Source organism: Rhodococcus sp. IEGM 1307, assembly GCF_030056915.1.
Classification (GTDB): Bacteria; Actinomycetota; Actinomycetes; order Mycobacteriales; family Mycobacteriaceae; genus Rhodococcus_F; species Rhodococcus_F opacus_D.
On the sequence record NZ_JASHKW010000006.1, the window covers coordinates 240,627 to 260,979 of the forward strand.

Below are 20,353 nucleotides of genomic sequence, written 5' to 3' on the forward strand. Positions count from 1 at the left end.
GCAACACTGACACCATGGATCGGAATCTGCTCGACCCGAGGTCGTGGAATGTGCGCGCCCGGTCCGCGGCGGCGGCCGCCCTGGTGGTCACGATCTGCCTCGTCCTCGCGGGCGGAGCGTTGCTCGTGGTGCTGTATCGGACGCTGGAGCATTCGGCGCGCGACGCCGCGGACACCCGCGCACGGCAAATCGTCGAGGAACTCCGGACCGCGGCACCCGGGGGCCTCGACAGCTCCTTGTTCGCGACCGACGGCCAGATCGGCACCATCCAGGTCATCGACTCGGCCGGCATCGTCGTGGCGGCCTCACCCGGCGCCGACCGCCTCCCTGTCACGTTCGAGCCAGTGCCGCCCGGCGATTCGCGGTACCTCGGCAACATCGATCTCGGCGGCGAACCCGACTACTGGATCGTCGAACAGGGCGCGCAGTCGCCGTCGGGTCCCGCGACCGTCGTGGTCGGGGCGGACCGCGAACCCATCGAGGGCATTCTCGGCACGGTGGCCCTGCTCATGGCGATCGGTGGCCCCGTCGTCGTCGCGTTGGTGGCGGTGGCGAGCTATCGACTCGTCGGCGCGGCCCTCCTGCCCGTCGAACGGATCCGGGCGCGGGTGGCCGCCATCTCCACGGACCGGCTCGACGAACGCGTCCCGGTCCCGGACACCCAGGACGAGATCGCCCGGCTCGCCGAAACGATGAACAGCATGCTCGGCCGGCTCGAGTCCGGTCACCGCGCACAGCAACGATTCGTCTCCGACGCATCGCACGAACTGCGCAGCCCGCTGGCCACCATCACCGCCGCCCTGGAGTTGGCGCACACCCGCCCCGAACTGGTCGACACGTCGCTGGTCGACGAGTCGTTGCTGCCCGAGGCGCGCCGCATGAACCATCTCCTCGCGGACCTGCTGCTCCTCGCCCGGGCCGACGAGAACGGGCTCACCCACACGTCGGTGGACGTGGATATCGACGACCTGATGTACGCCGAGAGTGCCCGCGTGCGGGACATGTCGCCGGAGTTGGTGGTGCGGGCGGCGATCGCGCCGGTCCGCGTGGTCGGCGACCCGCAGCAACTGGCGCGGGTGGTGCGCAATCTCGTCGACAACGCGCGGCGTCACGCCCGGCGTGAGATCCGCCTGAACTGCCGTACGTCGTCCGACGGAGCGGTCCTCGAGGTCGCCGACGACGGGCCGGGGATTGCTTTGCTGGACCGGCAGCGGATATTCGAACGGTTCGTCCGCCTCGACACCCCCCGCACCCGCGACTCGGGGGGTGCGGGACTGGGCCTGGCGATCGTCGCCGAGATCGTCGCGACACACGGTGGCACGATCGACGTCACCGACAGCGACACGGGCGGGGCGCGATTCGTGATCACCCTCCCCGTGGACGGTACCTGTCAGTCGTCACCGGACTTCAGCCGGTAGCCGACCCCGCGAACGGTATCGATGCTGTTTCTGCCGAACGGGGTATCCACCTTGCGTCGCAGATAACCGATGTACACCTCGACGATGTTGTCGTCGCCCTCGTAGTGGGTGTCCCACACCGACTGCAGAATCTCCTGCTTGGTGACCGCGGACCCGGCGTTCCGCATCAAGAACTCCAGGACGCTGTATTCGCGGGGCGTCAGCGCGAGCGCGATGCCGTCGCGAGTGACCCGATGCCGGGCGGGATCCAGTTCCAGTCCGTTCACCGTCAGGACGGGGGGACGCCGCGGTGCGCCGCGGCGGATCAGCGCCCGCAGCCGGGCCACCAGCACCACGAACGAGAACGGTTTGATCAGATAGTCGTCGGCGCCGAGGTCGAACGCGTCCGCCAGGTCGTATTCGCCGTCCTTGGCCGACAACATCAGCACCGGAGTCCACACTTCACGACGCCGCAGGTCCCGCACGATGTCGTACCCGTGTTTCCCGGGCAGCATGATGTCGAGGACGACCACGTCGAAGTCGCCGCTGAGCGCCGCCTCGAAACCCGACAGGCCGTCGTGCTCGACGTCGACGACGAACCCCTCGGCCGTCAGTCCACGGCGCACCGTCTCAGCGAGACGCCGTTCGTCCTCGACCAGAAGAACTCGCACCGCCTCTCCTCTCTGTGCCCCGCGACTTTCAGTACAACAGACCGCCGCGGGGTGGGCCACGCGCTCTCAGCGTTCCCACAGCGGGCCGTGACGACACTGGCCGAATGCCCCACACCTCCGCCGCCACCGCCGGGCTTCGTGTGTCCACCGTCCGCTCGGCGCCGTTGCTCCGTCGAAACCGCTCCCGGTCGTCGACCGAGTGGGAGGCTGAGGAGGGAACAGTTTCTCTGGTTCGACCCGGACGACAGGAGACCACTATGCGACTGACCACACTCGGCGACCTTCCCGCGCGCATCGCGACCGGGGGTTTCATCCTCCATACAGGGATGCAGAAATGGTCGGCGGACGAGCAGACCGCCCAGAGTATTCACGGGATGGCGGCGGGGGCGTTCCCGTTCCTGAACGCGATCCCGCCGGAACGATTCATCAAGTTACTGTCGGTCGCCGAGATAGGCACGGGCGCAGCACTGCTCACACCGTTCGTGCCCTCCGCCGTGGCCGGGGCGGCGCTCACCGGGTTCTCCGGCGGCCTCGTGGCCATGTACGCGAGGACGCCCGCGCTGCGTAACCCCGGCAGCATCTGGCCGAACGAGAACGGCATCGCCGTCGCCAAGGACGTGTGGATGCTTGGCATCGGGTTGGGTTTCGTGCTCGGCGGGTTGTCCCGTTCCCGCTGCCGCTGACTGTCTGACGTCGATCGGACCGAGTTCGGAGACTCCGTCGGCTACTGCTCGGGCACGACGCAGAAGTCGCTGTCGGAGAAACCCGAGGGACGCACACCGAGCGCCTGATTGAGCCGTCCCCGGTGGTTCTCCCAGGCGATGGCCGCGGCGAGTTCGGTCAGCTGCGCCTCGGAGAACTCGGCGAGCAGTGAGCGCCGCAGGTCCTCGCCGATGTGGGCGGGTGTGCGGGTGATGGCCTCGGCGAATTCCAGCACCAGCTTCTCGGTGTCGTCGAATTCGCTGCTCTCACGAAACTTCGGGAGGGCGCGCAACTGCGCGTCACTCACTCCGAGAGCGCGGCTGAACGCCGATCCGATGTCGAGGCAGTACTCGCAGTTGGTCAGTGCGGCCGCCTTGATCTCGCCGAGCGCCTTGAGGCGGGGGTCGAGCCTGGCGCTCGTCGCGAGCGCGAACTCGTAAACCCCGACGGCGGCGAGTAGCTGCGGTCGGCGCCGCAACCAGCGCAACAGGTCTGCCCGGTTGCGGCGGGCGGTGGGAAAGACACGACGTAACGAGTCCATCTGACCGAGGACGCTCATGCTGTCGGTTTACACCGATCGCCGGGGCGGGACAACCCTGAAGCCATTCGGCAATCGTGGTGTCTCGGCGACGGGAGTGTTCTACGTTCGGAACGGAGGCCCACCGCACCCGAGGAGTCGGCATGAAGGCTGTCATCTGCACCGAGGCTCGCCTGGAGGTGGATGACATCCCGCCTCCGATCCCCGTGAGGGGTCAGGTGCTGATCGATGTGTCCCGGTGCGGGATCTGCGGCTCGGACCTGCACGCCCGCGTGCACGCCGACGAGATGGCGGAACTGGCGGCCGAGACCGGCTACCGCGACTTCATGCGCTCCCACCAGCGAGTCGTGCTCGGGCACGAGTTCAGCGGCACCGTCGCCGGCTACGGGCCCGGCTGCCGGAAGAGGTGGCCGGTGGGTACCGCGGTGGTTGCGTTGCCCATCGTGCGCACCGGGTCGGACATCCACCTGACCGGGCTGTCGGCCTCGGCGCCGGGCGGCTACGCGGAACAGGTGGTGGTGCAGGAGTCGATGACCCTGCCGGTGCCCAACGGGCTGTCGACGGAGGCGGCCGCGCTGACCGAGCCGATGGCGGTGGCGTGGCACGCGGTGCGGAAGGGTGATGTCGGCAAGCGCCGGACCGCGATCGTCATCGGATGCGGCCCGATCGGTCTCGCCGTGATCAGCATGCTGAAGGCGTCCGGTGTCCGCACCGTGGTGGCCGCCGACTTCTCCGCGCGTCGGCGGGCGCTCGCCCGGCAATGCGGCGCCGACGTCGTCGTCGACCCTGCCACGGCGTCACCCTGGACGTCCTATCCGCGACGCAGGGAGACGACGTCCATCACGGAGGTACTCGCCCTCGGACTGGACACCATGGAGAAGCTGCGTCGAATCCCGAAGCTGCCGTGGTGGCATGCCTTCGCCCTCGCCGACGCGGTGGGCGCGACACCGTCCGGGCCGGTCGTCTTCGAGTGCGTCGGCATGCCCGGAGTCATCGACGGCATACTGGCAGGCGCGCCGCTGCGGTCACGTGTCGTCGTGGTCGGGGTCTGCATGGAGACCGACACCTTCCGGCCCGCTCTGGCGATCAACAAGGAGATCGACCTGCGCTTCGCCATCGCCTACGACCCCCGCGAATTCCGCGACACACTCCACATGCTCGCCGACGGAAAGGTCGACCCGACGCCGCTGATCACCGGCACCGTCGGGTTGGCCGGTGTCGAATCCGCGTTCACCGCGCTCGGCAGCCCCGAGGTGCACGCGAAGATCCTGATCGACCCCGAGAACACCACCGCCGCGCTGTGATCCGCCGACGCCCATGACATCCCACCCCCGGCTCCAGTGGGCCGTCCCGGCGCTTCTCCTCGCGCTGATCTACGCCGCGTCGCTCACCGTGTACGGGTTGAGCAGCCGCACCGGCGACGACGACGGAGCGTTCGAGATCGGTAGCGACGAGGTCGTGGTCCTCGTGACGGCGAAGTCGCTGCAGCCGACGACCGACCGGGTGCAGGCCGAGGTGACGATCTCCGTCGGTGAGGATTTCCTCCACGCCAACGGCGACACACTGAACCGGGACATCACGCTGCTGCTCATCCCGAGCACCAGCCACGAGGAAATCGTCTTCCGGGCGGGCGCCTCGGCCACGACCTTCGACACCGAGTTCATCGCCACCGGCAACGCGGCCTACTGGCCGTTCGACCGGTTCGAGGTGAATCCGATGGTGGTGGAGGCGTACCAGGGCCTCGGCGCCGACCGTGAACTGGTGCCCACGGCCCTGCTGCTGGAAGGCCGGGTCGACGGGTGGAAGACGCGCGCCGAGGAGGTGGCGGTCGACACGGACCTGTCCCGGAACGGCACCGGCGCCGCGCTGATGTTCGCGCGCACGGGCGGGAACCTGATCTACGCCGGAATCCTGCTGCTGATGATGACGATCCTCGCGGGCCTCGCCGCCTTCGTCGCGCTGCAGACGTTCCGCCGCAAGCGCGCCGTCAACACGGACATGCTGGGCTGGATGGCCGCGATGCTGTTCGCCGTCGTGCCCCTGCGCGGAATCCTGCCGGGAAGCCCGCCGATCGGGTCGTGGGTCGACATCGCCCTCACGGTGTGGGTGGTCTCCACACTCGTCGCGTCGCTGGCGCTGTTCGTGTTCTGCTGGTGGCGAGACAGCGAGGCGCCGGCACAGCACGAGGTGGTTGCCACGACAGCACCGGGTTCGGAATAGTCGAGGACATGGTGCGCCGGACCGGAAGAGTGCTGCCGCCCTGGTATCTCGCCCACGTGAACAAGGTGATCGTGGGCCTGCATCGCTTGGGCGTTCCGATGCCGATGCCGGCGCTGACCGTCCCCGGCCGGAAGACGGGCGTGCTCCGGTCTACGCCCGTGTCACCGTACGAGGTGGACGGCCGGCGCTACGTCGTCGCGGGATACGCCGAATCGGACTGGGCGAAGAACGCGCGGGCCGCCGGGCGCGGGGAGCTGACCTGGGGGCGTCGCCGCGAGCGCGTCCGGCTGGTCGCCCTGCCGGTGTCGGAGCGGGCCCGGATCCTCCACGAGTTTCCGATCCGGGTGCCGCACGGGGTCACCATGTTCCTCAAGGCCGGGACGGTCGCGAATTCCTCCCCGGAGGCGTTCGCGGCCGCCGCGGACCGGTGCGAGGTGTTCCGCACCGAGCCGCTCGACTGACGGGGTCACCGAACCTCGAGCGTGCCCACCATGTTCGGGTGATACGTGCAGTGGAACGCGAAGGTGCCCGGCTGACCGGGGACGGTGAACGTCGCGGTCGCACCCGGTTCGACCTCCACGTCGAACAGGTCGCCGGTGTCCGCCGTCACGGTGTGTTCGGCGGTGTCGTCGTTGCGGACGGTGACCTCTTCTCCCGGCGCGAACGTGCCGGGCAGGGTGTATTTGAAATCGGAGATCAGGATCTCCTGCCCGCCCGCTTGACCCGCCCCCGCAGGCATCGACATGGACATCGACGGCATGCCGGACATGGGATGGTCCCCGCCGTGCGCCGTTTCCGCCGAACCGGACGAGTCGTCACCGTCGCTTCCGCACGCGGCGAGCACGAAGACGGCCAGCAGAATCGACAGGAAAAGTGTCAGAACGCGTTTCATGGTGGTCGCCTCCGGATGACGGTGAGAACGGATGCCCGACGCCCCGCTCCTCGCGGGAGTAGTACCCGTTTTCGCGGCAGGCACCCCTCGGCGCGCCCGGCGACCCGTCAGCCGCCGTTCAGCGCCTCCTGCGATTCGAGGTTCGCCACCGGGGTGCGGAGCGAGGCGACGGCGTCCGCGTAGAGGGAGGACTTGATCTCACCGAGTGTGCGTCCGCGGGTCGCGGCGAGCCCCTGCGCGTGTTCGACGGCCTTGGTGAGCACCTGCTGCTCGGGGGCGACCTCGTCGACGAACCCGAGTTCGCTCGCCGCGACGCCGCCGTACCGACGGCCGGTCACCAGGGCGGTGTGCACGGCCCGCGCGGGCAGGCGGGCCGCGAGCAGCGCGATGCTGCCCGGCGCGTAACTCGCCCCGATGGTGATGCCCGGCAGGCAGAAGTAGCCGCGGTCCTCACGCATCACCCGGTGATCGTGGGCGGCGGCGAGGATGGCGCCGCCGCCGAACGTGTGCCCGGTCAGCGCGGCCACGGTCGGCAGGGGGAAGGTGAGGATCCGCGCGAACAGGGTCTGCACCCGGTCGATGTAGGAGTTCAGCTTGTCGGTGTTGGCGACGACCCAGGCGGTGTCGAGACCGGTGGAGTAGAACTTTCCGGGTCCTGTCGTCACCAGGGCGGCGGGGCCGTCGTGCTGCTCGATCTGGTCGAGGAGGCCGTCGATGCTGTCGATCCAATCCGGGTGGAAGGCGTTCTCGCTGTCCGGTTCCCCCTCCTCGCCGAAGTACAGGACGAACACATCTCCCGAGCGCTCCACGTAAGGCATGCGGCGAGGCTACCCGGAGTCGGGCGGGTCGCGCCGCTCGAGCACACACACCTCGGTGGGTGAAGTTTCAACTGTCGCGGGGCCGGGTATGTCGATCGTCTAGCAGCTGAGGCGGTGGACGATGAAGAGCGGAACAGGCATTGCCGACACCCGCACCGTTCGGGACTACATCCACACAGTGGCCAGAACCGTTCACGCCGACTCCATCGACTGGTGGGACAGCGACGGCATCGAAGCCGTCCTCGTTCTGCCGCTCCGGTTGCACTATCTGCCCGGACGCAACGCGGTGCTCGCGTGGAACCGCACGTTCGGCTGGTCACTCGGCGTCGAAGGACTGGGTCGCCGCAGTGTCATCGTGATCGACGGCCTCGGCATCGGGCGGATGCCGTCGCCCGCCGTCTGCGCGGATCGTGCGGTGGAGTTGATCGACGACTACTGCCGCTCGGCACCCGCATCGGCGGGGGTGCCGACCACGAGACCCGGCACGACCGCCGCGGATCGGTGTCCCCGCATCGGCCGGGACACCGCTGGCAGTGGACGGCGGGACAGAGTCGTCAGACGGCCGTGACCACGGGCGCCGGGGGTCACGACGACAGCGTGGCCCAACCGCATTCCCCCGCGCAGGAGCAGCCGATCGTGGCCGCGGAGGAGGGCGCGGCGCGTATCAGCACGGCGACGCATCCGCTCGGGAAGCCCGGACCGCGGTTCGATCGCCGGTCCCCGTTCTTCATCGGAATGGCCGGGGCCGCCGGTGTCGCCGTCACATACGCCCTGATCGAGGTCGTTCTCGCGGCCCGCGGGGTGCTGGTCCTCATCGCCGTCGCCGCATTCCTCGCGATCGGCCTCGAACCCGCGGTGTCCTGGTTGGTGCGGCACGGTTTTCCCCGATGGGCTGCGGTCGCAACGGTTTTCGTCCTGGCCTTCGCCGTGCTGGCCGGGTTCCTGGCCGCCGCGATCCCGCCCATGGTGACGCAGGGTGGCGCACTCGTGCACAACGCCCCGGACTACCTGGGACACCTCGAGCAGCGCTACCCGGTATTGGAGGAACTCAGCACCCGGTTCCACCTGCAGGACGAACTGCGCCGGGCACTCGATGCGAGCAACGCGCCGATGGTGGTCGGCGGGCTCGTGGGTGCGGGCAAGTTCGTGTTCAGCGCCATCAGCGGCACCGTGATCGTGGTCGTGCTCACCGCCTATTTCCTGGCCGACTTCGCACACATCCGGTCGTCGATCTACCGCCTGGCCCCGAACTCACGGCGACCCCGCACGATCCTGATCGGCGACGAAATCTTCGCGAAGGTCGGCGGATACGTGCTCGGGAATCTCCTGATCTCGTTGATCACCGCCATCCTCACGTTCGTGTGGCTGGTCGCCTTCGACGTCCCCTACCCGTTGCTGCTGGCCGTCCTGGTCGCCGTGCTGGATCTGATTCCGGTGGTCGGCTCCACCCTCGCCGGCGTGGTGGTGGCACTGGTCGCCCTCACCGTCTCCCTGCCGGTGTCACTGGCCACCATCGTCTTCTTCATCGCCCTCCGCCTGTTCGAGGACTATCTTCTCGTTCCCCGCATCATCGGCCGCACCGTCAAGGTGCCCCCGATGGTCACCGTCGTCGCCGTCCTCATCGGTGGCGCACTGCTGGGGATCGTCGGGGCGCTGCTCGCGATCCCCGTCGCCGCCGCCGTTCTGCTCCTCGCCCGCGAGACGGTGTTTCCGCAGCTCGACCGCGGCTGAGCAGGCGGGGCACGAAAACGGCCTTGCGGAAGAAGTTTCCGTGTTCTGCTTACCCTGGAGACGTGGGATGCGCCGGGGCATGCTCGGGCCGTGTCCCGAGCATGAGAAAGAGGCGCTGGATGTCGGTGATGAGTCCCACCGAGGCGATGTTCGTGCTGTTCGAGACGCCGTCGCATCCCATGCACGTGGGTGCGCTCGAACTGTTCGAACCGCCGCGCGAGTCGGGGCCCGATCATGCCCGGGCCATGTTCGAGGCGCTGATTTCGCACGAGGGCGCGTCGGACACGTTCCGCCGGCGCGCCGTACGCCCGCTCCGCGGGGCCAGTTACCCCTGGTGGTCGTTCGACGAGCGTATCGATCTCGGCTACCACGTGCGGCACACGGCGGTCCCCGGCCGGGGCCGGATGGAGGACCTGCTGTCGCTGGTGTCCCAGATGCACGGCATGCCGCTCGATCCGCAGCACCCGATGTGGGAGATGCACGTCATCGAGGGGCTCGCCGACGGACGGACGGCCGTGTTCTCGAAGATTCACCTGTCGTTGATGGACGGACCGGCCGGGCTGCGACTTCTCCATCACGCGCTGTCGACCGACCCCGACGCCCGCGACTGCCCCGCACCGTGGACTCCCGGGGTCGCCGGTGTGCCGCGGCGCGAATCCGTGTTGCCGGTGGCCGTGGTCCGGGCCGGGGTGCGGGCCGCCACCAGCATCGTCGGGGTGCTGCCCGCGCTCGCGAAGGTCGCCTACGACGGCGTCCGCGAGCAGCATCTGACCCTGCCTCTGCAGTCACCGCCCACGATGCTCAACGTTCCGGTCGGCCGGGCCCGGAAACTGGCGGCACGATCGTGGCCGATCCGGCGCCTGGTGTCGGTGGCCACCGCGGCCCGCACCACGATCAACGCGGTGGTGCTCGCGATGTGTTCGGGCGCTTTGCGCCGGTATCTCCTCGAGCAGTACGCGCTCCCGGACGCACCGTTGACGGCGATGCTGCCGGTGCCCCTCGACCTCGGCGGCACGATGATCGGACCGCGCGGCCGCGATCACGGCGTCGGCGCGATGGTCGTCGGCCTGGCCACCGACGAAGCTGATCCGGCGGCACGCCTCGCCCGCATCAGCGAGTCGGTCGAGCACACCAACCGGGTCTTCGGTGCGCTGAGCCACACCCAGTTCCAGCTGATGAGTGCGCTGGCGATCAGCCCGATCCTGCTCGAGCCGGTCCGCCGGTTCGTCGACGAGACTCCCCCACCGTTCAACGTGATGATCTCGTACATGCCGGGCCCGTCGAGGCCGCGATACTGGAACGGGGCCCGCCTCGACGCGGTGTATCCGGCGCCGACGGTCCTCGGGGGTCAGGCGCTCAGCATCACCCTCACCAGCCGGTCCGGTCAGCTCGACGTCGGCGTGGTGGGCGATCGGAACGCCGTCCCGCACCTGCAGCGGATCATCACGCACCTGGAGACGTCGCTCAGCGATCTCGAGCACGCGGTCGCCGCGTCCGGCACCTGACCCTTTAACCGGGCGGCTGCCGCAGCGACGTGCGGTTCTCCTCCCAGCACCGTGCGACGTGGTCGCCGACGAGGTCGTCGAAGGCGAGGCAGGCCGCGGCCCCCAGCAGGATGTCGTCGGCCACGTCGGGCCGGGCCGCCACCAGTCCGCCGGCGAGGTCGCGGCAGACGATCTGTTCGTGCACGGAGTCGGCCTCCACATGCTCGTCGAAGAACAGGGTAGCCGCCTTCCCGAATCCGAGGCGGCGCAGTCCGGCGGCGTATTTCTTGCTCGGCAACGCGGACGTGGTCTCCACCGCGCACAGGTGTCCCACCAGGGCCCCGAGTCGGCTGCGGTGCAGGCCGAACAGGGACAGCGCGTTCAGCGACGCCAGCGTCACGGCGGGCACCGCGTCGATGTAGTGCGCGTAGTCGTCGGACAACCCGAGTTCACGCATGGTGGTGGCGAACAGCGCCGAATGCATCCGCTCGGGTCTGCCGCCGCCGTATTCGTCGGACTGCACCTCCACCAGCGCCGCCTTCGGCGCGCCCGCGAGTCGCGGAATGCCGAGTGTGTGCACGTCGGCCTCACGCAACTGGTTCAGGGAACGGTGGATCAGCAGTTCCCGGAACTGGGTGAGATCCGCCTCGTGGGCCATGTGACCGGACAGCCCGGGCGCCGTGCTGGGGGCGGTCATCGCCCACAGTGCCGCCACCACGTCGTCGGCGCCGGTCGGCGCATCGGCGACGTCACGGATCGCGGCGTCGAACGGAACCTCGAGCGCCGACCGGGCGGCGATCAGGTCGCTATTCCACTCCCATTCGTCGCCGACACCGGTGATCCCCTGCAGGTGCAGTTCGTAGAGCGCGGTCAGGCAGATCTGCGCGTCCTCGTCGACGAGGAACGCCCGCGGGCTGTCGCGCGCGGACGAGGCGAGGGAGCGTGCCGCCGCCACGAACGGCTCGGCATCGGCGACGTCTGCGCGCAGAATGGAGAACAGGAGGTCGCTGACGGGCCCGCGCGGCTTCGGAAAGGGCATGGACGTTCCCGATTGCGCGACCGTGTCCGACATCGACGGAGAGTGCAAGGTAGTCATATGAACTCCATTCCCAGTGCCGGGGCCGACGAATCCGACGTCACGATCACGGTCTGCCCCGATGGTCCACTGCTGGTGCGCGGTGCCGCGCGGATCCTCGACCCCGAAGGTAACCCGCTCGGCACCGATCGGGCCACCGTGGCGCTGTGCCGGTGCGGGCGGACGAGCATCGCTCCCTTCTGCGACAGTTCGCACAAGAAGCGGCGCCGCCCGTAGGGCCGACCCGCATCAGTTCCGTTTCCGATTGTGCGCACGGCGGCGGGCAATCACGAACGTCACGACGCCGACAAGGATCACGATGGCGATGATTTCCATCCGTTCCGATTACCCACTCCGCGAACAAGCTACGCCGCGCTCCGGTTCGATACCCCGATTGGACACCGAGAAGTGCAGTGGGACAAGCGGAAGCGTGGCCGCCGTGGCATCGGTGACGATCCTGCGCAGAAAAGCGCGCCCCCGCCGTTGACACAATGGGGTAACGTCGGAGTCCTGCACGGTTGAGCCCCCAGCCGCAATGGACGGGCACGGTTCACGCGCCTTATGTCGTGCCTGTCTCCTAACGTCGCTCGACCGTGAGGAAACGACATGAAATCTGTTCTCAGTGCGCTGCCGACACACTACGACCCTGACGAGGATTCGACGCTGTTCAGCTGGGCCGTCGAGCCCGAGCACGGGCGGCTCTCCGTCGTCAGTGCGCCCGGTGCCGGCGGGATCCTCGTGGTCCGGATATCCGGTGACATCGACGTCACCACGCTGCACACCTTCGGGAATCATCTCGACGAGGCGATCAGCGAACGACTTCCGTTCGTGCTCGACCTGACGGACGTGCAGTTCTTCTGCGCGTCTGCTCTGCCGGTACTCGGCACCATGGCCGCCCGCGCCCGCAGGCTCACCGTGCCGTGGGCGGTGACGGGAAACAACGCTCTCCGCAGGCCGTTGACGGCGATGAAGATGGCTGCACAGATCCCGTTCTGCGCCGACCTCGAGGACGCCTTCCTGCTGGTCGCCCAGGGAATTCACCAGGGTGGGCGCTCGGCGTGAAGAACACTGCTCCGCACGGCACGTCCGACTTCGTGGTGGTCGCCAACAGGCTGCCCGTGGACATGGAAACAGTCGACGACGGGACGACTCGCTGGAAGCGGAGCCCCGGAGGCCTCGTCACAGCACTGGAGCCGATCCTTCACGACCGGGAACGCGGTTCCTGGGTGGGCTGGCCCGGTGTGCCCGACACGAAGGTCGAACCGATCGTCTCCGGCGGGATCGACCTGTACCCGGTGGAGCTGAGCTCGGACGAGGTCGCGCTGTACTACGAAGGATTCTCGAACGCGACGCTGTGGCCGCTGTACCACGACGTGCTGGTGGCACCGGTCTTCGACCGGGACTGGTGGCACTCGTACCTGGAGGTTAACCGCCACTTCGCCGAGGAGACCGCGCGCACCGCGGCCGAGGGCGCAACCGTGTGGGTGCAGGACTACCAGTTGCAGCTGGTTCCCCGCCTGCTGCGGGAGCTGCGCCCCGACCTGACCATCGGGTTCTTCCTCCACATCCCGTTCCCGCCCGTCGAACTGTTCATGCAGTTGCCGTGGCGCAAGGAGATCGTGGAGGGGCTGCTCGGGGCCGACCTCATCGGCTTCCACCTGCCCGGCGGCGCCAACAATTTCTTGTTCCTGGCGCGCAGGCTTCTGGGACTCGACACCACCACCGCAGGCGTCGGCGTGCGCAGTGCACTCGGCAAGGTGACACTCGACGACCGGGTCGTGCAGGTCGGCGCGTTCCCCATTTCCGTCGACTCGCGGCAACTGGTCGAACAGGCCACCGATCCTGCCATCGTCGAACGGGCCGCCGAGATCCGCCGCGAGCTCGGGAACCCCCGCAAGATCCTCCTCGGAGTCGACCGGCTCGACTACACGAAGGGCATCGACCTGCGCCTCTCGGCGCTCGGCGAACTCCTCGACGAGGGCCGCCTGGATCCGTCCGACACCGCGATGGTGCAGCTCGCCACCCCCAGCCGTGAACGCGTCGAGCACTACATGAAGATGCGCAGTTCCATCGAGGAGCAGGTCAGCCACATCAACGGTGATCACGGTCAGATCGGCCGGCCATTCGTGCACTACCTCTACCAGCCGGTCGATCGCAGCGAGCTGATCGCGCTGTTCCTGGCCGCCGACGTCATGCTGGTCACCCCCATGCGGGACGGGATGAACCTCGTCGCGAAGGAGTACGTCGCCTGTCGCGCGGATCTGGGTGGTGCGCTGGTGCTCAGCGAGTTCGCCGGTGCCGCCGCCGAACTCCGGGGCGCCTACCTGGTCAACCCACACGACCTCGACGGAGTGAAGAACACCATCATGGCCGCGCTCGACCCGGAGCGGGAGCAGGGACGGCGCCGCATGTCGCGACTGCACCGTCAGGTGCTCGACCACGACGTGCACCGCTGGGCGCAGTCCTTCCTCGGTTCGCTGTCCCCGGTCGTGGACTGATCGCACTGTCCGCCTCGGTTCATTCGGGAGTCGTCGTCACCGAGTCGACGATGCGGCGGGCCACCTCCGCCAACTTGACGTGCTCCTGCTGCGACTGCGCGACGAGGATCTCGAATGCCTGGTCTGCGGGCACGCCCCGCAGCGCCATCACGATTCCCTTGGCCTGCTCGATGACCGCTCGGGACTTCATCGCCCTCGTCAGGCCCGAAACCTCGTTCCTGGCCAACTCCACGCTGCGGGCGCTCCTCAGCAGGCCCTCGATCGCCGTCGTGTAGACGAGCAGCACCACCGCGTCGAGTTCGCTGAACCCGTGATCCCCCTGCCCGTAGATGTTGAGTGTGCCGGCGAGGGCCTCGTCGACGGCGAGCGGCGCGGACAGGAAGCTGCGCATGCCGGCCTGGTCGAGATTGTCCGCGACCGACGGCCATCGGGCCGCAGCCTCCCCCAGCCGGGCCTTGACGACCTTCCGCGTTCCGGCGACACCGAAGTAGTCGCCGTCGATGGCCTGGAAGTTCTGAATGTCGATCTCACGGACCGCCTCGTCCGTGTACGCGACGGTCACCACCCGTCCGTCGCGCAGCAGCGATATCCCGGCCATGTCGGCGTCGGCGATCGCGTCCACCACCTGATCGCAGACCCGCTGAAGCAACAGGCTCATCTCCACCTGCGAACCGGAATTGCGATTGAACTCGTCCAACGCGGTTGCCAAGGAGCCCAACTGGGCAGCGATCGTCGCGCTGTCGAGATCAGGGGACATCGACGACTCAGGGCGCTCACCCGCAGTCTCGGTCATTCTCGGATACACCTCAAATTCCGGGTGTAACCGACAGGACACCCACTGAACGAACGCAGCAGTTGTCTCTACCGTCGAGAAGACTTTACTCGACCCGGGGACCGCCTTCGTCCACCGATCCCGTCCCGGACGGTGAGGGGGGAGATTCCCCGGTCAGCAAACTCAGCGCCGCCGCCGACGGCCGGAGGATGCTTCCGGCGCTCATCGACGAACCCCGGGTGAGACCGCGGTGGGAGGACACCGCATCCTCGAAGTTGCGGAGCCGTTCCTCCGCGGCCCGACAGGCGGCGACATGAGCGTCGCGGCTGTCGGCGAAGGCGAATTCGGCTCGGATCCCGTCTGCCAGTGCGTCCACGAACGCGGCCGCGCTCTCCCGGATCTCCGGGTCGAGAGGACCGAACGGGGGTTGCGGTGCCAGCGCCAGCGAGGTGGCGCGCGCGCTCTTCCCCGTCCAGGCCACGGCGTCCAGAGCGTCGTCGAGACCAGCGCGTTCACCGCCCCCCGGTGCCGGCGCCGAGCGCGATCGCCAGGTGCCGTGCGCCCGAGTCGCGGCAGCACCAACCGACACGGTTCGAACGCGGCGCCTCCGGGTATGCCGGGCACTATGAACACCCACGTGACCGCGACGCACCTGCAGACACTTCTCGATTCGCCACTGCCGGATCCCGCCCTGATCCTGCAGAGCGGCGCCCCCACCATCGTCGATTCGGGTGAGCTGGGCGACGAGCATCAGTCCCTGGTCATCGTGACCCGGGCCGAACTGCGCGAGCAACTCCCGCAAGACCGCGACTGCTCGCAGAGCGATCTGGAGTTCCACGCCGCGTCGCTCGAATCGACGGTCGCGGGTTTGGGTGGCTGACCCGGGGTGTTCAGCCGCCGCCCAGTTGCTCCCGCAGTCCGGAGAGGGTGCGCGCCAGAATCCTCGAGACCTGCATCTGTGAGACGCCCACGCGCTGGGCAATTTCCGTCTGGGTCATCGATCCGAAGAACCGCAACATCAGCACGCGGCGTTCGAGCGGCGGAAGTTTCTGCAGCGCCGGCCGCACGGCGGCGTGACTTTCCACGTTCGCGAGCTCCGGATCCTCCTCGCCGAGCGTCTCGGCGAGGGGAAGGTCGTCGGGATCATCACCCATGGCCGCATCCATCGACAGTGTTTGGTAGGCATTTTTTGCGAGCAGGCCCTCGGATACTTCGCGGACGTCGAGTTCGAGTTCGGCGGCGATCTCACTGGCCGAAGGTGACCGTCCCAGTTCCTGCGACAGCTCGTCGACGGCCTTGGTGATCAACGCGTGGAGTTCCTGCATGCGCCGGGGCACCCGCATCGACCAGCCGGTGTCGCGGAAATACCGGCGAACCTCGCCCATGATCGTGGGCACTGCGTAGGACACGAAGTCGAAGCCGCGGTCCGGATCGAAGCGGTCGACGGCCTTGACCAGCCCGAGCCGGGCGACCTGCAGCAGATCCTCGTGCGCCTCGCCGCGCCCGCCGAATCTTCGGGCGATGTGATCGGCGAGCGGAAGGCAGCGTGTGATGACTTCGTCGCGCAGCGCGGACGCCTCCCCGGACGACGCGTCCAGGGCTCGCAGGCGCGCCACCGCGGGCGCCACGTCCTTGTAGTCGTCTCTGCCGGGACGGTGCCGCTCGCTGCGTTCCGAAACCGGTGACACTAGATGGTGCCCCGGTATTTGACCAGTTCCACCGCCACGGTCCGTTCTACGGACCCGTTGCCGACGGGTCCCTCCGATACCGAAACCGCATTCATCAACGTCTCGAGCACGTGCCAGCCGAAGCTTTCCCGGTTGGGCACTCCACCGCGGGTGAGGGGTGCACTGATCGTCACGTGCAACCCAGTCTCGGTGACGGCGAACGAACACGTCAGTTCGGCACTTCCCGGCGCAGCCGCGATCAGCTCCGAACACACCTCGTCCACGGCAAGTTTGATATCGGCCACGTCGTCGAGCGTGAAGTCTCCCAGAACGGCGAGAGTCTCCGCGACGGCGCGCACCACAGGCAACTGTTCGAACTCCGCCGCCACACGAAGCTCCACGGGCACACCGGATCTCGTTTTCATTCGTCTAACCTCGTCGACCTCGGCCATCTGCACTCCACGTCTGTGTCGTCGGTTTCTGCGACTCCTCGGCAGCGTACCCAGCTGCCGCGACCCTCAACCCGCCGGCGAACGAAAGTGCGAGCGCGTGCCGAATGCGTCCCGACTTGCGGGTTCGACGAACTCGATTCGGTGGGCTCAGGCGATCCGGACGTCGCGCGCCTGGTCGCCGGTCTCGGTGCGGCAGACGGCGAAGCTGACGCGCTGCCCTTCCTCGAGAATGCGGTGGCCGTCGCCGGCGATTTCGGAGACGTGCACGAAGATGTCGTCGGATCCGTCGGCCGGGGCGAGGAAACCGAAACCCTGTTCGGCGTTGAACCATCGCACCGTGCCCGTGCGCAATGCCGTCGACTGCCGCGCAGGCAGCGTGTGCCCGGCACTCATCGTGCCGCCCTTCGATCGGCCAGGCCGTGGAGCGCAGCGCCGCCCCCCAGACTCGCAACGAGCAGAACCACAAGCAGAGTCACGTTGAGCATTGCTCCTCCTCGGCGTGCGCACGGTCGACCCTTTGGTCGAATCAGACCGAAAATAGTGCCTCTCTTGTGGGTACGGGGCGATTCGGGCGGAGCGTTTGCCCAATCGAGATCTGCCGACCACAGCGCATCCGCGATCGACACCGCAGAAGATCTGATTTGCTCGACATAGATTTTGTAGTACGGTCGGGTTGTCGGAACTTCAGCGATCGAGTCAGGAACGTTGTTCGGCACGATCGCAGGTTGCGGCGAGGCGGGGTCCCGGCGATTCGAGACTTCTCTCCACGGGTACGCGGTGAGTCATCCGGCGCCTCGCCCCCCGACAACCGAGCGGGGCACCCAATGCCTCGAAGTTCCGCCGGCAGGTAGTAGCGAAAGAGAGGACCGAGAATGTCGAAGTTCACCGTGCCAGGTCTTTCCGACGATCAGGGCGCGCGAGTCGCCGACATACTTCAGAAGCGGCTCAGCGCATACAACGATCTGCATCTGACGCTCAAGCACATTCACTGGAATGTCGTGGGTCCGAATTTCATCGGCGTGCACGAGATGATCGACCCGCAGGTCGAGCTGGTACGGGGCTACGCGGACGCCGTCGCCGAACGCATCGCCGCGCTGGGGAAATCGCCCGACGGAACCCCTGCCGCAATCGCCCGCGACCGCACGTGGGACGACTACTCGGTGAAGCGGGACACAGCGCAGGCGCACCTCGGTGCACTCGACCTCGTCTACAGCGGTGTCGTCGAAGACAACCGCAAGGCGATCTCCGAGACCGGCGACCTCGACCCGATCACCGAGGATCTGCTCATCGGGCAGACCGGTGAACTCGAGAAGTTCCAGTGGTTCGTACGCGCCCACCTCGAGAATTCCGGCGGCAGCCTGTCCAACGACGGCGCGCACTCCGAGAAGCAGGCAGCCGCGCAAGCGCGGTGAGTACCCACAATTCTTCCGCCCACAACCGAAAGGTGACGAACATGGCTGAGAACAACAGCGGTCCCGCAGAGGCCGTCAAGGGCGTCGTCGAAGACGTCAAGGGAAAAGCGAAGGAAGCCGCGGGTGCGGTGTCCGGTCAGGACGACCTCACCCGCGAGGGCAAGGCGCAGCAGGACAAGGCGGCGGCCCAGCGCGAGGCGGCCGCAAAGGAAGCCGAAGCCGAGAAGGCCCGAGGCAAGGCCGAAGCGCAGGAAGCACGCCAACGCGCCGAACAGTGAGACGGTGCGGGCCGGTTCACGACCGGCCCGCACCGAGCGTCTCTTCTCCGAGTGGAATCGGCAATCGCCGGTCACCACTCTCCCCCGAAAGGACTGATACGTGCTAGGACTGGGAATTCTGGGCTGGATCATCATCGGCGGCCTCGCCGGGTGGATCGGCAGCAAGATCATGAAGACCGACGCTCAGATGGGCATCATCCTCAACATCGTCGTCGGAATCGTCGGCGGCCTCCTGGGCGGCTTCATCCTGAGCCTCTTCGGCACCGACGTCGAAGGCGGCGGTCTCTGGTTCAGCTTCTTCACCTGCCTCCTCGGCGCGGTGATACTCCTGTTCCTGGTCAAGCTCGTCACCGGGCGAAGCGCGGCCGGGCGACGCTAGTCCCCGTACTCCGGAACCGGGCCTGTCCATCTCACGATGGGCAGGCCCGGTTTTCGTCACGTATTCCACACGAAATCGTGCCCTCGAGGCCGTCAATGGGGTACTCGTGGGGGATGGACAGTCGAGGACCGGATCGGGACGATGCGAACTGGAACTTCCGCGCCAGGCACGAGACCGAGACTCAACGACTCGACCGGAACTGGAGCGGCCTTCTCCAGGAACTTCGCGTCGTGCAGACCGGTGTGCAACTCCTCACCGGGTTCCTGTTGACGTTGCCGTTCCAGGAACGTTTCGAGGACCTCTCGGACAGCGAGGTTGCCATCTATCTGGCAACGGTCGCTCTGTCGGTGACGTCCACCATGCTCCTGGTGGCCCCTGCCGGCCTGCACCGCCTACTCTTCCGCCGGCACGCTCTCCCCGATCTCGTCTCTGCGTCGCATCGCCTCGCGATCTGCGGCATCGCCACCCTCGGGCTGGCGCTGATCGGCGTGGTCGCGTTGATCTTCAGCTTCGTGATCTCACCCGTCGCCGGAGCCGTCGCCGCCGCAGCGGCCCTCGCGATGTTCTGTGGACTCTGGGGCTTCGGCACAATCCTGCAGTCGCGGCATCGGTGAGCCGGCCGGCGAGGCATTGTGTTTTGCCGGTAAGGCTTCCGGGTAGGCGGAGCGGAGACGAGAAAGGAGCACGGACATGACCGAAATCCATCGCGGCGATGCCCCGCGGGTCCAGCCACCCGGCGCTGCACACGATCTCGACGAGTTGTCGACGGTCCAACTCGTCGAACGACTCACCGATCAGGTCACGGGACTCGTACGGACCGAGATGACCCATGCCCTCACCGAAGTGAAAGACAAGGGAACGCGCTTCGGGATCGGAGCTGGAGTCTCCGGAGCGGGCGTGCTGGTCCTGCTGTACGGATTCGGGGCCCTCGTCGCCACCGCAATACTGGGACTGGCGACGGCACTCGACCCGTGGCTGGCCGCATTGATCGTGGCCGCCGCGCTGATCGTGGTGGGCAGTGTCGTGGCGGCGGTCGGAGCCCGCCGCGCCAAGAACGCGCTGCCGCCCGTACCCGAGCGGACGGCGAACAGCGTTCGCACCGACGTCGACACCGTCAAGGACGGTCTTCGATGACCGACCCACAGCCCCAACCGGAACCTTCGGTCGCCGAACAACGGGCCGCTCTCGCATCCACGGTGGATGCGCTGCACCGCAAAGTGGACGTGCCCGCCCGCGTGAAAGCCGGCGCGCGCCACGAACTCGACCGGGTCCGGCAGCAACCCCGTGGTGTCGCGGCCGCCGGACTCGTGAGCGCATTCGTCGTCGCCTACGTCGCCGTGCGACAACGCCGTCGGCACAGCCACTGA

Annotated in this window: 28 protein-coding genes; 18 read left to right on the forward strand and 10 right to left on the reverse strand. The window is 67.8% G+C overall.

Features of this window, described 5'->3' with window-relative positions; all coding sequences use genetic code 11:
- Positions 1–14: 14 nt before the first annotated feature.
- Positions 15–1,418: a sensor histidine kinase gene (locus QM841_RS14030; RefSeq protein WP_283332550.1), complete on the forward strand. Its 1,404-nt coding sequence runs from the start codon at positions 15–17 to the stop codon at positions 1,416–1,418.
- Here QM841_RS14030 and QM841_RS14035 read toward each other — a convergent pair.
- The gene (locus tag QM841_RS14035) at positions 1,391–2,068 is read right to left on the reverse strand and encodes a response regulator transcription factor (RefSeq protein WP_283332440.1); all 678 of its coding nucleotides are present in this window, start codon (positions 2,066–2,068) and stop codon (positions 1,391–1,393) included. The genes QM841_RS14030 and QM841_RS14035 overlap by 28 nt on opposite strands.
- A 257-nt stretch (positions 2,069–2,325) precedes the next feature.
- Here QM841_RS14035 and QM841_RS14040 point away from each other — a divergent pair, with 257 nt between their 5' ends.
- Positions 2,326–2,751, forward strand: a complete 426-nt coding sequence (locus QM841_RS14040; protein WP_283332441.1) for a hypothetical protein — start codon at positions 2,326–2,328, stop codon at positions 2,749–2,751.
- Between the two features lie 41 nt (positions 2,752–2,792).
- Here QM841_RS14040 and QM841_RS14045 read toward each other — a convergent pair whose 3' ends face one another.
- Positions 2,793–3,329 carry a carboxymuconolactone decarboxylase family protein gene (locus QM841_RS14045; protein ID WP_280783189.1) on the reverse strand — a complete coding sequence of 179 codons (537 nt, stop codon included), beginning with the start codon at positions 3,327–3,329 and terminating at the stop codon, positions 2,793–2,795.
- 122 nt (positions 3,330–3,451) lie between these two features.
- Here QM841_RS14045 and QM841_RS14050 point away from each other — a divergent pair, with 122 nt between their 5' ends.
- Genes QM841_RS14050 through QM841_RS14060 form a run of 3 tightly spaced genes read left to right on the forward strand, consistent with a single transcriptional unit; the run spans position 3,452 to position 5,989 of the window.
- Positions 3,452–4,612, forward strand: a complete 1,161-nt coding sequence (locus QM841_RS14050; protein WP_283332442.1) for a zinc-binding dehydrogenase — start codon at positions 3,452–3,454, stop codon at positions 4,610–4,612.
- 13 nt (positions 4,613–4,625) lie between these two features.
- Positions 4,626–5,528: a DUF8686 domain-containing protein gene (locus QM841_RS14055; protein ID WP_283332443.1), complete on the forward strand. Its 903-nt coding sequence runs from the start codon at positions 4,626–4,628 to the stop codon at positions 5,526–5,528.
- Between the two features lie 8 nt (positions 5,529–5,536).
- Positions 5,537–5,989 (forward strand): nitroreductase/quinone reductase family protein, encoded by a 453-nt coding sequence (locus QM841_RS14060; RefSeq protein ID WP_283332444.1) that lies wholly within the window; start codon positions 5,537–5,539, stop codon positions 5,987–5,989.
- A 5-nt stretch (positions 5,990–5,994) separates the two neighbouring features.
- Here the strand turns inward: QM841_RS14060 and QM841_RS14065 are convergent, their stop codons facing one another.
- A complete protein-coding gene (locus QM841_RS14065) occupies positions 5,995–6,420 on the reverse strand; it encodes a cupredoxin domain-containing protein (RefSeq protein WP_280783186.1) in 426 nt (141 codons plus the stop codon).
- Between the two features lie 107 nt (positions 6,421–6,527).
- Positions 6,528–7,238 carry an enoyl-CoA hydratase/isomerase family protein gene (locus tag QM841_RS14070; protein ID WP_283332445.1) on the reverse strand — a complete coding sequence of 237 codons (711 nt, stop codon included), beginning with the start codon at positions 7,236–7,238 and terminating at the stop codon, positions 6,528–6,530.
- A gap of 121 nt (positions 7,239–7,359) precedes the next feature.
- Between QM841_RS14070 and QM841_RS14075 the strand changes: the two genes are divergently transcribed.
- From QM841_RS14075 to QM841_RS14085, 3 genes are all read left to right on the forward strand, one after another.
- Complete coding sequence (locus QM841_RS14075) at positions 7,360–7,806, forward strand: DUF6292 family protein (protein ID WP_283332446.1); 447 nt, start codon at positions 7,360–7,362, stop codon at positions 7,804–7,806.
- Complete coding sequence (locus QM841_RS14080) at positions 7,803–8,969, forward strand: AI-2E family transporter (RefSeq protein ID WP_283332447.1); 1,167 nt, start codon at positions 7,803–7,805, stop codon at positions 8,967–8,969. The genes QM841_RS14075 and QM841_RS14080 overlap by 4 nt, the downstream gene beginning before the upstream one ends.
- Positions 8,970–9,088: 119 nt before the next feature.
- Positions 9,089–10,474: a WS/DGAT/MGAT family O-acyltransferase gene (locus tag QM841_RS14085; RefSeq protein WP_280783182.1), complete on the forward strand. Its 1,386-nt coding sequence runs from the start codon at positions 9,089–9,091 to the stop codon at positions 10,472–10,474.
- Positions 10,475–10,478: 4 nt separating this feature from the next.
- Here the strand turns inward: QM841_RS14085 and QM841_RS14090 are convergent, their stop codons facing one another.
- Entirely contained in the window at positions 10,479–11,525 is a 1,047-nt protein-coding gene (locus tag QM841_RS14090) for an iron-containing redox enzyme family protein (RefSeq protein ID WP_283332551.1), read from the reverse strand.
- Positions 11,526–11,549: 24 nt separating this feature from the next.
- Here QM841_RS14090 and QM841_RS14095 point away from each other — a divergent pair, with 24 nt between their 5' ends.
- The 3 genes from QM841_RS14095 (at position 11,550) to QM841_RS14105 (ending at position 14,026) form a co-directional block, all read left to right on the forward strand.
- Positions 11,550–11,765, forward strand: a complete 216-nt coding sequence (locus QM841_RS14095; protein ID WP_105417444.1) for a CDGSH iron-sulfur domain-containing protein — start codon at positions 11,550–11,552, stop codon at positions 11,763–11,765.
- Between the two features lie 369 nt (positions 11,766–12,134).
- The gene (locus QM841_RS14100) at positions 12,135–12,590 is read left to right on the forward strand and encodes an STAS domain-containing protein (protein ID WP_283332448.1); all 456 of its coding nucleotides are present in this window, start codon (positions 12,135–12,137) and stop codon (positions 12,588–12,590) included.
- Positions 12,587–14,026, forward strand: coding sequence for an alpha,alpha-trehalose-phosphate synthase (UDP-forming) (locus tag QM841_RS14105; RefSeq protein ID WP_283332449.1), 1,440 nt, complete (start codon positions 12,587–12,589; stop codon positions 14,024–14,026). Before QM841_RS14100 ends, QM841_RS14105 begins: the two co-directional genes overlap by 4 nt.
- Positions 14,027–14,045: 19 nt before the next feature.
- Here QM841_RS14105 and QM841_RS14110 read toward each other — a convergent pair whose 3' ends face one another.
- Both QM841_RS14110 and QM841_RS14115 read right to left on the reverse strand, forming a co-directional pair.
- Positions 14,046–14,819, reverse strand: coding sequence for a GAF and ANTAR domain-containing protein (locus tag QM841_RS14110; protein ID WP_280783178.1), 774 nt, complete (start codon positions 14,817–14,819; stop codon positions 14,046–14,048).
- Between the two features lie 85 nt (positions 14,820–14,904).
- Complete coding sequence (locus tag QM841_RS14115) at positions 14,905–15,279, reverse strand: hypothetical protein (protein ID WP_283332450.1); 375 nt, start codon at positions 15,277–15,279, stop codon at positions 14,905–14,907.
- A 144-nt stretch (positions 15,280–15,423) separates the two neighbouring features.
- On the opposite strand from QM841_RS14115, the gene QM841_RS14120 reads away from it, so the two are divergent.
- Complete coding sequence (locus QM841_RS14120) at positions 15,424–15,678, forward strand: hypothetical protein (protein WP_105417453.1); 255 nt, start codon at positions 15,424–15,426, stop codon at positions 15,676–15,678.
- 10 nt (positions 15,679–15,688) lie between these two features.
- Here the strand turns inward: QM841_RS14120 and QM841_RS14125 are convergent, their stop codons facing one another.
- From QM841_RS14125 to QM841_RS14135, 3 genes are all read right to left on the reverse strand, one after another.
- Positions 15,689–16,486, reverse strand: coding sequence for a SigB/SigF/SigG family RNA polymerase sigma factor (locus QM841_RS14125; RefSeq protein WP_283332451.1), 798 nt, complete (start codon positions 16,484–16,486; stop codon positions 15,689–15,691).
- A complete protein-coding gene (locus QM841_RS14130) occupies positions 16,486–16,917 on the reverse strand; it encodes an ATP-binding protein (protein WP_164061353.1) in 432 nt (143 codons plus the stop codon). The genes QM841_RS14125 and QM841_RS14130 overlap by 1 nt, the downstream gene beginning before the upstream one ends.
- Before the next feature lie 147 nt (positions 16,918–17,064).
- On the reverse strand, positions 17,065–17,310 hold the full coding sequence (locus QM841_RS14135; protein ID WP_009472643.1) for a cold-shock protein: 246 nt from the start codon (positions 17,308–17,310) through the stop codon (positions 17,065–17,067).
- Between the two features lie 479 nt (positions 17,311–17,789).
- Between QM841_RS14135 and QM841_RS14140 the strand changes: the two genes are divergently transcribed.
- From QM841_RS14140 to QM841_RS14165, 6 genes are all read left to right on the forward strand, one after another.
- Positions 17,790–18,329 carry a Dps family protein gene (locus QM841_RS14140; RefSeq protein WP_037232228.1) on the forward strand — a complete coding sequence of 180 codons (540 nt, stop codon included), beginning with the start codon at positions 17,790–17,792 and terminating at the stop codon, positions 18,327–18,329.
- Between the two features lie 41 nt (positions 18,330–18,370).
- Positions 18,371–18,607 carry a microaggregate-binding protein 1 gene (gene mbp1 / locus QM841_RS14145; protein WP_005570747.1) on the forward strand — a complete coding sequence of 79 codons (237 nt, stop codon included), beginning with the start codon at positions 18,371–18,373 and terminating at the stop codon, positions 18,605–18,607.
- Between the two features lie 100 nt (positions 18,608–18,707).
- Complete coding sequence (locus QM841_RS14150; RefSeq protein ID WP_280783176.1) at positions 18,708–18,986, forward strand: GlsB/YeaQ/YmgE family stress response membrane protein; 279 nt, start codon at positions 18,708–18,710, stop codon at positions 18,984–18,986.
- A gap of 113 nt (positions 18,987–19,099) precedes the next feature.
- Complete coding sequence (locus tag QM841_RS14155) at positions 19,100–19,600, forward strand: DUF6328 family protein (RefSeq protein ID WP_283332452.1); 501 nt, start codon at positions 19,100–19,102, stop codon at positions 19,598–19,600.
- A 76-nt stretch (positions 19,601–19,676) separates the two neighbouring features.
- Positions 19,677–20,120, forward strand: coding sequence for a phage holin family protein (locus tag QM841_RS14160; RefSeq protein ID WP_280783174.1), 444 nt, complete (start codon positions 19,677–19,679; stop codon positions 20,118–20,120).
- Positions 20,117–20,353, forward strand: a complete 237-nt coding sequence (locus tag QM841_RS14165) for a DUF3618 domain-containing protein (protein WP_283332453.1) — start codon at positions 20,117–20,119, stop codon at positions 20,351–20,353. The genes QM841_RS14160 and QM841_RS14165 overlap by 4 nt, the downstream gene beginning before the upstream one ends.